Here is a 13952-nt window from a genome sequence, read left to right as displayed (position 1 = left end):
ATGAATCAATATTCAAGAGGCTTTCGTTTTCTTCAAGTTGCCTTATTTACTGGAACCCTTGCCACCACTGCAACTTTATCCTCGTTGAGTTCGGGCTGGAATCGTTCTGTGTTAGCCGCCCTGGAAGATAGTCCGAAAACTGTTTTGGATGAAGCGTGGCAAATTGTTAACCAAAGATATGTCGATCCTGATTTTAATCAAGTAGATTGGCAATCGGTGAGAACTCGGTTGCTCAATACTGAATACAGTTCCACCGAGCAAGCTTATGCCGCATTACGCCAAGCACTCGCTGAATTGGGCGATCGCTACACCCGATTTTTAGACCCAGAGCAATATCAAGCCCTGAGCAACCAGACCGCTGGGGAACTGACTGGGGTAGGGATGCGGCTGCAACTGGATCAACAGAGCAATCGGATCACCGTAGCAGAACCGATGGAAAACTCTCCGGCAATGTTAGCCGGAATTAAATCAGGGGATCACATTCTGCAAATTGACGGTCAATCCACCGATAACATGAAGGTGGATCAAGCCGCCCAATTGATTAGAGGCGAAGTCGGCACCCAAATTCAACTAAAACTATTTCGCCCTGGATCCCACGAATTTGAAGTCACCCTGACTCGTGCCCGAATTGCCTTGCCAGCGGTGCATTATACCTTACAACAAGAAGGATCGAACAAAATCGGCTATATCCGCTTGAAAGAATTTAGTTCCCATGCGGCAGAACAAATGAAAAGCGCGATCCAAAATTTGCAGCAGCAGAATGTGGACGCCTTTGTCCTTGACCTGCGGGGAAATCCTGGAGGTCTATTATATGCCAGCATTGACATTGCCAAAATGTGGCTGAGTGAAGGGGACATCGTGCGGACGGTCAACCGCAATGGATTTGGGGAGGATTTTGCAGCCAAAGGTAAAGCTTTAACCAACTTGCCCTTAGCGGTTTTGGTGGATAATAACTCCGCCAGTGCTAGTGAAATTTTAGCCGGTGCCCTCCAAGATAATGGCAGAGCCACGATTATTGGGGGTCAAACCTTTGGCAAAGCCTTGGTGCAATCGGTGCATAAACTTTCTGACGGTTCCGGTTTAGCGGTGACGATCGCCCACTACTACACTCCTAATGGCACTGATATTAGCCACAAGGGAATTACCCCGGATATTCAGGTGGACATGAACAGTGCCGAACAACTGCGGGCTTCCACTAATACATCTCTCCTCGGTACTCACGAAGATCCTTGTTATCTGCAAGCCGTATCCAATTTACAAGCCCAAATTAGACCGCAACCTTTTGCCGTCCAAGATTCACTGTATCGCTAGATGCTTAAATCCAATTATTTACAATAGCAAGAGAAATTTCTTGCTATTGTATTTTTTTTGGTAAATTTTGAAGACGCCGATCCAAGGTCAGATCAAAAGTCAGCAATGTTTGCCGATCGCTCGCCTAAAAAGCAAAAAACTAGGAAAAACTAGGACAAAGGGACTAGGGGCAATCGCTCGACTGCCCTTTAATATGACTAATGTCTCCTAATATTACCAATTACTAGAAGCAGCGGCGGCTGACATTTTTGGTTCAGCAGCAAACGCTAACCATAAAGGAAATTGCAGCACTCCTAAGTTAATTTGCCCTTCAGTTTCATCAATTAAAATTAGTGGCATTAAACCATCTTTAATCAATCTTTCGGCTTTTTGAACTAAGGCTTCCGCATCCTCAAACAATACCACCCCACGTTCAGGGCCAAAATCACTGCGGGAAATGCCTAAACAATCTTGCAAACCTCGGCGCCATTCTCCTAAGCGTTCTGGACTATCCGCTAAGACTAAAGTCCGAAAACGGTTGCCATAGATTTTCCGCAAGCAGGACATCACCGCTGAGGCAACCAAGATATTTTGTAAGCGACTGCCCATTGTCCGTAAAGCCCCACGTCCTCCTTGGGTGAAAAACCAGTTAGAGACTCGTTCCGCGTGAATGGGTTCAAAGGTGCGCCGCAGTTGCCACGGTGGGCCGTAGTAGTCCGGTTGAGTGCGAAATTGCTTTAAAATTCGCCGAATTAGCTGGGCTTGTTCTTCAAAAGACGAATTCCCAAATTCGGGGTTATTCGGACCGCTGGCGGCTGGTTGCCCGGAGGAACGCGATTCCCTTGAGGGATCCGCTTCGCGGAATCGCTCATCAGAAGCTGGTTCAGGCGATCGCTGTTTCGGAGACATCTCCAAGTCTTCCGCTGCCCTGACCAAATCCTGCAAACTCCCCACCAAATAATCTTTAAACCCTTGAACCCGAATCGCTAAGTCTTGGGAAACACCGGCAAAAGTGGTCTGCATTTCCTTGCGAATGCGTTCTTGCCGTCGTTCAAGTTGTTCCACAGAAATTTGTAAAGCCTGTTTGCGTTGTTGCAACTCACCTAAAGACTCTTGGATCATTTGCCCCAGAGTGTTCTGGAGTTCCGCGATATTTTCTTGCAGCAAGCGCCCCCGGTTCGCTTCTAACTGCAAAATCTCTTCTTGCAAGGCTTTTTTTTGCCGTTGTAATTCCGCCACATCATTGACCAAACGATCTCTTTGATCCTCGATATCTTTATAGGCTTCCCCTTGAGCAATTTCTGGCGATTGCCCCTGAAGTGCGATCGCTTCCACAGGGGTGGGTGCCGCGATCGGTTCAGCCTTATTCACTTCCGGGGGTTCCGCTGCGGAGGGCGAGGCGATCGCCGAAGCTGTGCCTAAATCTTCATCCGGCAACTCTTTGTCTTCGACTAAATCAGTCAGCGGTAAAGACTCTGCCGGAGAAACCGATGCTTCGGTTTCTGATGCCTCAACTTCTGACGAGGGGGTCAAATTCACCACAACCTTTTCCTCGTTTTCCGCCGCCTTTACCACAACTTCTGGCCCCGGTTCGTCTGCGGGGGCATCCGCCCAAACGTCCGCTGTGGAAAAATCTAGATTATTTGCCAATGAATCTGGGTTTTGACTTGGCTCTGAAATCATAAGTCAACAGTAAAAATCTTTAATAGTTTAAGCAATTTCTCACCCTTGCGTATATATAGATGCATCTAGATGCATCTATATATACGCAAGTCATTACTCAGGTTTGAGCAATCATTTTCATCTCGAATCGCCGCTTTTTCTGCCCCTCGAAACCCTGACGATTGCCCGTTTGGAATTTACCGATTCTTTACTTAATTTTTCTCGGACAGCGTTCTTCTAGACAGGTTTGCAGCATTTTGGGATTAAACAAAATTGGCAGAAAGTGAATGCTATTCACTTCGCGAAAATAAAATAGAATCGGCACCGGAGGCCAAAAGATTTCCCAGTGAGACCAGTCTTGGTAGGGAAACTGGCGAATTCGTCGCTCTGAACGGTAAACATCTAAAGCGGTTTCGGTAAATTCCAAGCGAATTGTGGCGGTTTGAAACAACAAAAATACAGCCAATACCTCAACGGGCAAGCCAATCCAAACTTGAACCAGCAGTAGAGGAATGGCTGCGATCGCCAATACCAAAGGAATCACAAAACTAGGAGCCAGTCGAATCGTTTCTCTAATTTGGGGGGTATTCGTCGTAGTCACAAGCAATCCTCTCTTAACTGGTAAACACAGATTACGCTTTTATCAATAAAATAGATGGTCAATGCTTTTATATTCAATCATAATCCAACCATCCCTTTAGTCACCGCAAGCTTTATGACTCCCGGCCAAAAACTTCGACAACTGCTCCAAGAACCCGGACTGTTAATCTGTCCCGGCGTTCACGACTGTCTCAGCGCTCAAATCGCCGAACAAGTCGGTTTTGAAGTAATTTTTACCAGTGGGTTTGGCATCTCCGCCTCCACCTTGGGGCGGCCAGACTACGGCTTCCTCACCGCCACTGAAATGCTTTACAGTGTCAGTCGCATAGTTCAAGGGGTGAAAATTCCCTTAGTTGCAGATATTGACACCGGCTATGGCAATCCCCTCAACGTGATTCGCACTGTCACCGAAGCGGTACTTCTCGGTGTAGCTGGTGTGATCTTAGAAGATCAAGAATGGCCGAAAAAATGCGGTCATTTCCAAGGCAAACGGGTGATTCCGGCAGAGGAACATATTGAAAAAATTAAAGCAGCAGTCAAAGCACGAGGCGAAAGTGGTTTAGTGATTATTGGTCGCACCGATGCTCGGGCGCCCCTAGGACTTGAAGAGGCCATTCGCCGAGGTCGGGCTTATTTTGAAGCCGGGGCCGATATTGTATTTATTGAAGCGCCCCAATCTGTTGAGGAGTTAAAAGCGATCGCCGCAGCTTTTCCCGATGCCCCGTTATTTGCCAACGCCATTGAAGGTGGCAAAACTCCCCTCATGTCGCCCCCGGAACTAGAAGCCCTCGGCTATAAAATCGCGGTATTTCCCTTGGCGGGTTTATTTTCTGCCACCAAAGCGATCGCCGACTGTTACAAATATCTGAAAGAACATGGCACCACCGTGGGCTTCGATCGCTTGCTCAACTTCCAGCAATTCGAGCAAATCATCAACATTTCCCAATATCGTCAACTCGAACAAGAATTTTCTGTCAACCCAACCACAAACCCAACTACAAACCCAACCACAAACCCAACTACAAACTCAACCACAAAGCCCCACCCCGAAGCCTCGGAACATTAGAAAGCAAACTGGATCGGCAACTGGGCAGCGGCGATTTCTACATTTCTACATCACCCCTGAAAAACCCAGTTTCCGAATCCATCACTCACTATTCGATCACTCACTATTAATTAAATCAATTTGCAGCGCTGGGCCAAAGCGAGCTAACTTGATAATTTCCCCACCATTTACCACTGCTTGCTCAACTTCTCTGTCATTAATATAGGTTCCATTTTGGCCGAAACTTTGTAATTCCCATGTCTGGCCAACCCACTGTAACTTCAGATGGTGTCTCGACACCAGGGGATGATATAACACAACATCATTATCCGCTGCCCGACCAATTCTAATCATGGACTTTTTCTCAAAAGACCAATGAATCATTATAGTGCGGTTAATATTTTCGATTTCTTTCAATGTGAGAGAAATTTTTTCACCTTGATTTTGTTGACAAGTCTGACAATTCATAGAATATTTGACACAATTGCGTCCAGACTGTTTCGCTTCATATAATTTGGCATCTGCCTCCGCTAACAACTGTTCCGGTGAAGATGCCTGATTGGGAATCATACTCGACAGACCCAAACTTAAGGTGACATATTCACTTACACTCGACTGACTATGGGGAATCCGAAGTTGTTCTGCTGCTGAACGAATGGTTGAAGCCACTTTAATCGCCCCAGATAGATCGGTTCCCGGCAAAACCACCACAAATTCTTCTCCCCCATAACGGGCAACTAAATCCGTAGAACGTTTGACAGCCCCGCGAATCGCTTGGGCTACTTTTTGTAAACATTTATCTCCGGCTGGATGTCCGTACTTATCGTTATACTGCTTAAAAAAATCTATATCACAGAAAATTAATGATAACGGTCTTTGATAGCGAATCAAACGATGCCATTCATGGTCAAGATATCGATCAAAGCAGTACCGATTAGCTACCTGGGTTAATCTGTCAATCGTCGCAAATCGATGCAATTTTTCATTTAGTTCTAGTAAATATTGTTCTTCTTCTTGATGTTTAAATATCTCTTGATTTAGTTTTTCTATTTTTGCTTCTAAATTTTGCAATATTTGATATTTTCGTGCATCAAATAAACGGGAGTATTCTCCTCTATAGTGATCGATTTGGTTTTTGATATCATCGATTAATTGAAACAATTGTTGCCAATTTTGATGATTTTGGCTATATCTGATGAAAGTAGCACTTTTTTTTTCTGGAGGATATTTTTGACTTAAATGAATTAAATTAGACATATTTAATCCTCAAACTCTCTCAGTATAATTTAACACATTTTCTCGGTTTTTGGTGCGATCCACATCAGGCTATGACTTGTTTTTCCTGACTGATTCAGAGGCGATCGCCCACCAAAATTCGCCCCAATCCGTATATCCTCTGATATTCGGCAAAATCATGTTTTCCCCATAACCATGTTTTCCCTAATCTCATCTCCGAGATTTTACTGAGATAAAATCTCTCAAATCTTCAATAATCTCAGTAAAATTGCGTAGACAAATGAGACTGAGTGATTAGGGCGATCGCGAAGCATTGCGGATGCAACTTCGCCTATTTCTTAGGGTCAGAGCCAAAATTTTAGGAGATATTTTATAGACTACTTTAAAAGATTGATAGTTCACGATTTTTCGTGAGGAGACAGAAAAGAGTGAAAAGTGAAGAGTGAAAAGTGATGCATTTCAATGAAATACCACTATTCACTATTCACTATTCACTATTCACTATTCACTATTCACTATTCACTATTCACTATTCACTATTCACTTTTGACCAATAGCTCTAAAGAGTGAAAAGTGAAGAGTGAAAAGTGATGCATTTCAATGAAATACCACTATTCACTATTCACTATTCACTATTCACTTTTGACCAATAGCTCTATTTTGACTGTTTAATTTTCAAATAGGCAGCAGCCCGCAGCACTTCGGCGACGGTCCAAGCTTGGGCGATCGCCCCTTTGGGACGCATGGGGGGATTGCCATCAAAAATTTCGCTGAGACTACCGACACAAGCATCCATTAAATGATGAGCCATTGGTTCGAGAAACATCAGAGCTTGTTTTGGCTGGTGATAAACCCGAAGATAGGCGAGGACAAAAGGCCCCAGCAGCCACCCCCAAACCGTTCCCTGGTGATAAGCCCCATCCCGTTCAAAGGCATCGCCCTTGTAATAACCTTTATAGGCATGATGATCTGGACTGAGGCTGCGGAGTCCGTAGGAAGTCAGGAGCGATCGCGCACAGCTATCAACCACCCCGCGTTGTTTGGCTGGAGTTAAAGGACTATGACACAAAGACACGGCAAAAATCTGATTCGGTCGCAAAGAGTCATCGTGGTCTTGCGGCCCATCAACTACATCGTAACAGTAGTTTAATTCGGGATTCCAGAATCGGGCAAACCCGGCGATCGCTTGTTCGGCCATTTGCTGATATTCGGCAGCCGGATAATACATCAAGTCGGCAAATTCCACCATAATTTGCAGGGCGTTGTACCACAGGGCATTTACTTCTACGGGTTTGCCGATCCGAGGTGTCACCACCCAATCCCCGACTTTGGCATCCATCCAAGTGAGTTGAGTCCCGGACTCCCCACAATAAATTAAGCCATCACAGGGATCGACATGAATGTTATAGCGGGTGCCCCGACGATGCCAGTCAATAATATCCTTTAACACCGGCCAAAGTTCTCGCACCAACTGGATATCACCCGTCGCCTCATGGTAAGCGCGAATCGCCTCAAAATACCATAAAGTAGCATCTGCGGTGTTGTAATGGGGAGTTTGTCCGGCTTCGGGAAAGGTATTGGGCAACATCCCCCGATCAACTAAGGTCGCAAAGGTCTGTAGAATGGTGCGAGCAATTTCTGGTCGTCCGGTACAGAGGGTTAAACCGGGCAGGGCGATCATGGTATCTCGTCCCCAGTCACTAAACCAGGGATAACCGGCAATGATGGTTTTCCCTTCCGGGACATTTGGTAAAGGACGATTGACAATAAATTGGTCAGCGGCTAAGACTAATTGTTTAATCCAATTCGGGGCTTTTTTGGCTAAACGATAAGCTTTTGTCTCTTTGCTTTTTCCTTGCTTTTGGTAAGAACGTTTAATCAGATGTTTATGGTATTTTTTTTGGGCTTTTAAGCTTTGCTCTGGATCTAAATTCGCGAATTCTTCCGTACTGGCGACAATAGTGAAAGACTCTTCCGGTTGCAGTTCCGCCCGAAAGGTGGCAACTTGCAGATGATCTTCGCAATAGTCTAGTCCGCGATCGTGTTCTTGATTCAGGCAAAAGCCATAATACCACCGATGCACGGGTTCGATTTTCACCCCGGTTGCTTTTTCTGGTGCAAAGGAAGTACAACTGCGTAAATATAAAGATATCTCATTATTGGCCGAACAACTGATACAAACGCCGTTTTCTACAGAGGTCATGGTCATTTGCCAGTCATGGGCATGGGTTTGCTGATGGTGTTCCCGGTAATTGACTAAGGTGGCGATCGCCAGTTTCATTGGTTTAGTGGACCGGCGTAACCGATAAGAAATGTAAGTGGTATTTTCCCCTTGCTGCATCCAAATCCGTTTTTCTAACAAAGCATCTGCCAAAGCAAATCGCCAAACGGGAATATTTCCATCCAGGTGGAAGCTTTCTAAATATAAATTCCCTTGGGGACTGATGCTGCCATCAGCCCAACGATTGGTAAACAGGGGATAAAATTGACCGTTGTACTCAACGGTTTCATCTAATTTAGTCAGAAATAAAGTTCGCTCCACGGGTGGTTTGAGTGCGGCAATGAGTAACCCGTGATACCGTCGAGTCAGCATCCCGGCGATCGTGCCGGAAGCATAACCCCCAATGCCATTGGTGACAAGCCATTCCCTTGTTTCAGCCAATATGGTATTGCCACAAATTTCTCGTCCAAATTTCATAAGATTTACTCGCGATCGCCTCTATCTCCTTGTAGTTTGTTGCGTTTCAGGTAGACGGTTAAGAATTTACCCTCGCAAAACTATTGTAAACCAAACTTTTATGGTTAACGATATTTTTTTTCGGCCAAAATTCCGGTTTTTGTTCCGCATTAATACTCAGGAGTAAATTATATCATTGTTGTGTTTGTTTATTTCTGGCTAAAAGCGATCGACTTCCTGGAATTACCCGTACAAGTAACTAATTATGGAGATATCCCCCCTTGAATAGACTTTTGCCATCATCCGACGGGCTGATTTGGGAGGATATCTTCAGCATTTTCCGATAATTACAGCGGTTTCGCCCCTACTGAACCACGGTAGGACCCGCGCATTCCGTAGGGGCTTTCTGGCCATAAGGCATAAGGGCTGACGGATTATGCTTCGCAAGGACGTCCGTACATTAATATTTTAAGCATCAAACTTCTGCCGGAATGCTTCGCGCCTACAAATACTTTGTGGTTTACTCGCGGAGAAAATTGCTGTATGCTAAAATTGGGCTAATGCTAAAATTAGCTAATCATTTTCCCCTTCATTGCTTTCTGGGATTAGTAACGCTAACTGATAAATCTTGCGCCGAGAAACAGAGGTTCGTTCGGCCATGATTTTTGTAGCTTCAGAGCGGGATATTCCTTGTTTTAATAAGTTTTCTAACTCGGTTTTCAGGGTGGTGTCAGAAATTTCCTCTGTTGCTTCACTTTTCCCGGCAATAACTAATGTAAATTCCCCTTGCGGTGGCACGGATTGATAGTAGGATAATGCCTCTCCAATGGTGCCGCGCCAAAATTCTTCATGGAGTTTGGTTAATTCTCGACCCAGGGCGATCGGGCGATCGCTTCCTAAACAATTAGCCAAATCTGCCAAAGTTTTCTCTAAGCGGTGGGGCGACTCATATAAAATAATCGTCCGGGACTCAGTTTCTAACAAATCTAATCGCTGTTGGCGCTCTTTTCCTTTCGTCGGCAAAAAACCTTCAAACACAAATCTTTCGCTGGGTAATCCTGCCGCACTGATAGCAGTAATTGCCGCATTTGCCCCCGGAATGGGCACCACATTCACCCCCGCATCAATACAAGCTGTCACCATTTCATAGCCCGGATCGGAAATTCCCGGCATTCCCGCATCGGTGACTACCGCAATATTTTTCCCTGCTTTTAACTTATCCAGCAATTCGGGAATTCTTTGTTTTTGGTTATGTTCGTGATAACTAATTTGCGGCACTTTAATTTGAAAATGATTCAGTAATTTTCCTGTATGCCGCGTATCTTCCGCCGCAATATAATCTACTGACTGCAAAATTCGCACAGCCCGAAAACTGATATCTTCCAAATTGCCAATCGGTGTGGCGACAATATAGAGAATTCCTGCGGTTACTTCACTGTTCATGTTCTTGGTTATTGGTTCTTTGTTCTTGGTTTATAGAGATAAAAATAATGTAGGGTGTGTTAGGCGGTGAGATGAAAATTAGGCATCAACCAGAATCATCGGCATTTCACCGCCGTAACGCACCGGATTGATGCTTTACATCAAACATGAAAACCCTAGATAGGCTTTAACAATAGAATTTAGCTGAAATTTTGCAGGTTCTTGTCCGGCGACTTTTTCTACTAAACAGCGTCTATTTAAAGATTGCATAATCTGCCAAAATTTACTTTGAGATACTTCCAGATTAGCATAGGTTTGGGAAATTGCGATCGCCTCATCTTGAATTGCCAACCAGTGAACCACCTTTTTTTCTAATTCTGATAACCGATCTAACTGAAACTCTAATTTTGCTTCTATATCACCTAAAAACAACTCCTCTCTTTCAATCAAATGAGCAGCCCTGCCGTCAAATAACTCCAGAATTGTTGCCGAGATAATATTTAACCAACCCGGATGACCTTGATATCGCTGGATTAATTCATCCCAGATTGACTCATATTGTAACTTTTTTTGTCTAAAAATATCTTTAGCCGATGCTCCTAAGCCTTCAATCTTTAAGGATTTTGTGTACTCGTTTTCCTTTTCTAAAGTCTCGATATCTCCAGGTTTCTCCCAACTACTTAAAATCAAACAACTTTGATGAGAGGAGGTCGCCACTTGCTGAAAAAAATTATGATAATCTTTATATTCTGCTAAATAATGACCCGCTAAATGACCTGGTTTAAAAAGATGCTGCACGTTATCCAGGATTACTAAACAACGAGATGAACGAAAATAATCAATAATTTCTGGCAAGGGACTGGCTGAGGATTCAGCCAAAAAATGCGTCAGGTGGTCTTTCAGCTTCCCCAGTTTAGGCAAAGGTTCAAGACCCCGATAAATAATATAATCAAATTTTCTCTGAATTTCTGAGATTAATTTAAGAATCAAAGCGGTTTTCCCCATCCCACTTAAGCCATAAATTGTAATTAACCGAGCCCGATCATCGACCATCCATGATTTCAGAGTATAAATTTCTGAATCGCGCCCGTAATTATAGTTTAATTCTGGGGCGGTGGTTAGATCCACAAGCGGAACTTTATTGGGAACTGGCACAGAGGGCGATCGCTTTTCTGTATCCTCTAAAATCTGGGGATTCCCCCTACAAATATTCACATGATTTTTCTTAATATTATGATTACTAATAATTAACGATGAATCCCCAAAACTGTAAATAGTAGATCCAGCTTTATTTTCTAAAATCGCCCGCACATTGCTTTGCTCAATAGCTTCATCAAAAACGCCAGAGAGAAGTTTCCATAATTTTGCCCCCTCTTTTTTGACATGATCGTAACTATATCCATTTTGGTTGGCAATGTTTTGAAAATTTTTATATTGTAAAACACTTTCTAATATAGATTTTTGTAAAGAATCAAGATGTTGTCCGGTTTTAGCGAATACCTGCTCATCCGTCCATTTTGACAATTCTTGAATATCCATAGATGTTTTTCCCTCCTCATTTTTTTGATTTTTGGCACCAAAACCCACTGTTTGCCACTAAAATTTAACTTTTGTAAACCGAGAACCAAACCGCCCCACTAAATCCCACTATATCACACTAAATCCCGCCAATCTAATTTTCCCACTAAATGCCACTTCAATTTCAACCCAATCTAAAAATGACAAAGTATAATGTCAGATATTAAGCAAATCATCCTAAATTGACTGATTTGCTTAATCAATGATTAACCCACCGCATTTTGTGTGGTAATTATCAGTTTGTGAAGTAGTAAGATAGGCATCTATAGCGTTTAGCTTTCTAAGAGTGTAAATAACAACTCACAGAAGAAGTCACAGAAGAAGGAGTGTTTATGAGTGTCCAAGTCCGTACAATCAAAAACATACATTCCACGAGTATCGAGGATTTAGGCAGTAAGTTAGCAGACTGGTTGTTGTCAGCCCACAATTTCTCGGTTAAGCGAAAGGAATGGCATCTCGATCGTTATATTATTTCTGTAAACAAAACTGGCTTTTTTAGACAAATTTCTGGGTTGGTTTTTGAATACAATATTGAACTCAGTAATACGGATAAATCAGTAGTTGTTACAATAGATGATGGAGACATTCGCAAACAGTTAGCATCTTTAGGCATAGCCTGGTTTATTGCTTGGCCTATGCTAGTGACGGCTGGGTTTGGCATGTATTCATCAGGTGAATTTAGAAAAGATATTTTTTCTGAAATAGAAAGGATATTGCACTAAAGCTTTAACTGATAATTTTTAGCATTATTGTAGCATTATTGTAGGTTGGGTATGCCATCGACGAAACCCAACAATTGCAAGACTCATGTTGGAAGTTTTCTTTGTCAATCCAACTTACATTTTTAAGGTAATCATGGCAGTAGTGTGGATAAAAAGAAGAAAAATCTGATTTAAATAAAAGTATTTATTCCTTCTTTGATCGCATTACAGAAATTTTCTATTGCCTGAATCACAAATATTGGTAGGGCGTTAGCGAAGCATTACCGCAGTGAGGGCGAAGCATTCCGGGATAAAGTTTCTGCTTTTAACCAATAATTTATCTGCCGGAATGCTTCGCCCCTACAGGTTTACGCTATTAACCAATTTTCTAGCTGTAAGTCTTTAACCCTAGTTAAGTCAGAATCGTGGGAAACTAAAATTAATCCATGAATCATCGCAGTAGCGGCGATCAAAATATCTGCATCTTGAATAATCCTCCCTTGACGGGTTAAATCTGCATGAATTTCTGATGCTTTTTGAAAAATCCTTAGATGGTCTAAAAATAAAATGGGATAATCTTGACAAAATTGTTCAAATAAAGCCAGCTTTTTGGTGGCATTAGTTCTGAGCAGACCTCTTTGGATTTCATAGTAAGTTATCCCACTAATAAAAATATCGACTTTAAAACCACTAACTTCTTGTAGTTTTAAGTTGATTTTGATATTTTGTTTGAGGGATGCAGAAACAATGTTAGTATCTAATAAATAACCCATTTACCCTCGCTTCACCGATTCATCAAAAAGTCGCATTTGCTCTGGAGTAAAATCATTGAGCATTCCTGAGACTAAATGTAAAGACAAAATACTTTTAATCCGTTTGGTTAATTCTTCTTCAGAGATGCTATTCAGGTCGGGAATGGCTACCGGATTAAAATTTTGATTAATTATCAGAATCATTTCCTGGCGATTCAAGTTTTCTTGGTAAATCGGATTATTGTCAATTAAGGTTTCGACAATTTGCGTTAATTTTTGACTATTCGTTTTATGGTTAGTAATTTGAGCCATGTTCAAGCCTCCGCAAAATAATATCTTTGACTGGGTGTGACAATGATTTTTTACACATTACAGAAATTTTCTATTGCCTGAATCACAAATATTTATAGGTCGTTAGAGAGTAGTTTTAATACCAAATCCGGTTCTGATAATAGGGGCGATTCGCTTGCTCGCCCCTACGATAATCTCCTAAAACGCTTGTCGATTGTGGATTCCCGCATTCGCGGGAATGACAGATGGCTTTATAAACGGGTTGTGAGAACGGAATTTGGTATTTGATATTTTGTTTGAGGGATGCAGAAACAATGTTAGTATCTAATAAATAACCCATTTACCCTCGCTTCACCGATTCATCAAAAAGTCGCATTTGCTCTGGAGTAAAATCATTGAGCATTCCTGAGACTAAATTTAAAGACAAAATTCTTTTAATCCTTTTAGTTAATTCTTCCTCAGAGATGCTATTCAGGTCGGGAATGGCTACCGGATTAAAATTTTGATTAATCATCAGAATAATTTCCTGGCGATCTAAGTTTTCTTGGTAAATCGGATTATTGTCAATTAAGGTTTCGACAATTTGCGTTAATTTTTGACTATTGGTTTTATGGTTAGTAATTTGAGTCATGTTCAAGCCTCCGCAAAATAATATTTTTGACTGGGAAAATGATTGTTTTGTCCAAATATGGGATGCT

At 42.5% G+C, this 13952-nt stretch carries 12 protein-coding genes; 3 read left to right on the top strand and 9 right to left on the bottom strand.

Annotated features, from left to right (window positions below; translation table 11 throughout):
• Window positions 1-1311 (top strand): carboxyl-terminal processing protease CtpB, encoded by a 1311-nt coding sequence (gene ctpB / locus ABWT76_RS15245; RefSeq protein WP_054464333.1) that lies wholly within the window; start codon window positions 1-3, stop codon window positions 1309-1311.
• 213 nt (window positions 1312-1524) lie between these two features.
• On the opposite strand, the gene ABWT76_RS15240 is transcribed toward ctpB, so the two are convergent.
• Entirely contained in the window at window positions 1525-2541 is a 1017-nt protein-coding gene (locus tag ABWT76_RS15240) for a DUF3086 domain-containing protein (RefSeq protein ID WP_369817660.1), read from the bottom strand.
• Between the two features lie 619 nt (window positions 2542-3160).
• Complete coding sequence (locus ABWT76_RS15235; protein ID WP_190877524.1) at window positions 3161-3553, bottom strand: DUF3119 family protein; 393 nt, start codon at window positions 3551-3553, stop codon at window positions 3161-3163.
• A gap of 54 nt (window positions 3554-3607) precedes the next feature.
• On the opposite strand from ABWT76_RS15235, the gene ABWT76_RS15230 reads away from it, so the two are divergent.
• Complete coding sequence (locus ABWT76_RS15230) at window positions 3608-4618, top strand: oxaloacetate decarboxylase (RefSeq protein WP_354636375.1); 1011 nt, start codon at window positions 3608-3610, stop codon at window positions 4616-4618.
• A gap of 96 nt (window positions 4619-4714) precedes the next feature.
• On the opposite strand, the gene ABWT76_RS15225 is transcribed toward ABWT76_RS15230, so the two are convergent.
• The 4 genes from ABWT76_RS15225 to ABWT76_RS15210 all read right to left on the bottom strand — a co-directional run bounded on the left by ABWT76_RS15225 (window position 4715) and on the right by ABWT76_RS15210 (window position 11471).
• A complete protein-coding gene (locus ABWT76_RS15225; RefSeq protein WP_354636374.1) occupies window positions 4715-5854 on the bottom strand; it encodes a diguanylate cyclase domain-containing protein in 1140 nt (379 codons plus the stop codon).
• A gap of 634 nt (window positions 5855-6488) precedes the next feature.
• Window positions 6489-8531, bottom strand: coding sequence for an amylo-alpha-1,6-glucosidase (locus ABWT76_RS15220; protein ID WP_354636373.1), 2043 nt, complete (start codon window positions 8529-8531; stop codon window positions 6489-6491).
• 552 nt (window positions 8532-9083) lie between these two features.
• Window positions 9084-9953: a 16S rRNA (cytidine(1402)-2'-O)-methyltransferase gene (gene rsmI / locus ABWT76_RS15215; protein ID WP_054464329.1), complete on the bottom strand. Its 870-nt coding sequence runs from the start codon at window positions 9951-9953 to the stop codon at window positions 9084-9086.
• Between the two features lie 135 nt (window positions 9954-10088).
• Window positions 10089-11471: an ATP-binding protein gene (locus ABWT76_RS15210; RefSeq protein ID WP_190877518.1), complete on the bottom strand. Its 1383-nt coding sequence runs from the start codon at window positions 11469-11471 to the stop codon at window positions 10089-10091.
• 371 nt (window positions 11472-11842) lie between these two features.
• On the opposite strand from ABWT76_RS15210, the gene ABWT76_RS15205 reads away from it, so the two are divergent.
• Complete coding sequence (locus tag ABWT76_RS15205) at window positions 11843-12232, top strand: hypothetical protein (RefSeq protein WP_190877516.1); 390 nt, start codon at window positions 11843-11845, stop codon at window positions 12230-12232.
• 347 nt (window positions 12233-12579) lie between these two features.
• Here ABWT76_RS15205 and ABWT76_RS15200 read toward each other — a convergent pair whose 3' ends face one another.
• The 3 genes from ABWT76_RS15200 to ABWT76_RS15190 form a co-directional block, all read right to left on the bottom strand.
• Window positions 12580-12984 carry a type II toxin-antitoxin system VapC family toxin gene (locus ABWT76_RS15200; protein WP_190877514.1) on the bottom strand — a complete coding sequence of 135 codons (405 nt, stop codon included), beginning with the start codon at window positions 12982-12984 and terminating at the stop codon, window positions 12580-12582.
• Window positions 12985-13275, bottom strand: a complete 291-nt coding sequence (locus tag ABWT76_RS15195; protein ID WP_190877512.1) for a hypothetical protein — start codon at window positions 13273-13275, stop codon at window positions 12985-12987. It abuts the gene before it with no gap.
• Window positions 13276-13594: 319 nt separating this feature from the next.
• A complete protein-coding gene (locus tag ABWT76_RS15190; protein WP_190877510.1) occupies window positions 13595-13885 on the bottom strand; it encodes a hypothetical protein in 291 nt (96 codons plus the stop codon).
• Window positions 13886-13952 lie beyond the last annotated feature (67 nt).

Source organism: Planktothricoides raciborskii GIHE-MW2, assembly GCF_040564635.1.
GTDB classification, from domain to species: Bacteria; Cyanobacteriota; Cyanobacteriia; order Cyanobacteriales; family Laspinemataceae; genus Planktothricoides; species Planktothricoides raciborskii.
The sequence above is the reverse complement of the archived record's forward strand: the minus strand, read 5'-3'. Positions and strand labels throughout refer to the sequence as shown.

Excerpts from the sequence above, each read along its gene's own strand:
- ctpB (WP_054464333.1), top strand. The coding sequence starts at position 1 with ATGAATCAATATTCAAGAGGCTTTCGTTTTCTTCAAGTTGCCTTATTT.
- ABWT76_RS15230 (WP_354636375.1), top strand. The coding sequence starts at position 3,608 with ATGGTCAATGCTTTTATATTCAATCATAATCCAACCATCCCTTTAGTC.
- ABWT76_RS15225 (WP_354636374.1), bottom strand. The coding sequence starts at position 5,854 with ATGTCTAATTTAATTCATTTAAGTCAAAAATATCCTCCAGAAAAAAAA.
- ABWT76_RS15220 (WP_354636373.1), bottom strand. The coding sequence starts at position 8,531 with ATGAAATTTGGACGAGAAATTTGTGGCAATACCATATTGGCTGAAACA.
- rsmI (WP_054464329.1), bottom strand. The coding sequence starts at position 9,953 with ATGAACAGTGAAGTAACCGCAGGAATTCTCTATATTGTCGCCACACCG.
- ABWT76_RS15210 (WP_190877518.1), bottom strand. The coding sequence starts at position 11,471 with ATGGATATTCAAGAATTGTCAAAATGGACGGATGAGCAGGTATTCGCT.
- ABWT76_RS15205 (WP_190877516.1), top strand. The coding sequence starts at position 11,843 with ATGAGTGTCCAAGTCCGTACAATCAAAAACATACATTCCACGAGTATC.
- ABWT76_RS15200 (WP_190877514.1), bottom strand. The coding sequence starts at position 12,984 with ATGGGTTATTTATTAGATACTAACATTGTTTCTGCATCCCTCAAACAA.
- ABWT76_RS15195 (WP_190877512.1), bottom strand. The coding sequence starts at position 13,275 with ATGGCTCAAATTACTAACCATAAAACGAATAGTCAAAAATTAACGCAA.
- ABWT76_RS15190 (WP_190877510.1), bottom strand. The coding sequence starts at position 13,885 with ATGACTCAAATTACTAACCATAAAACCAATAGTCAAAAATTAACGCAA.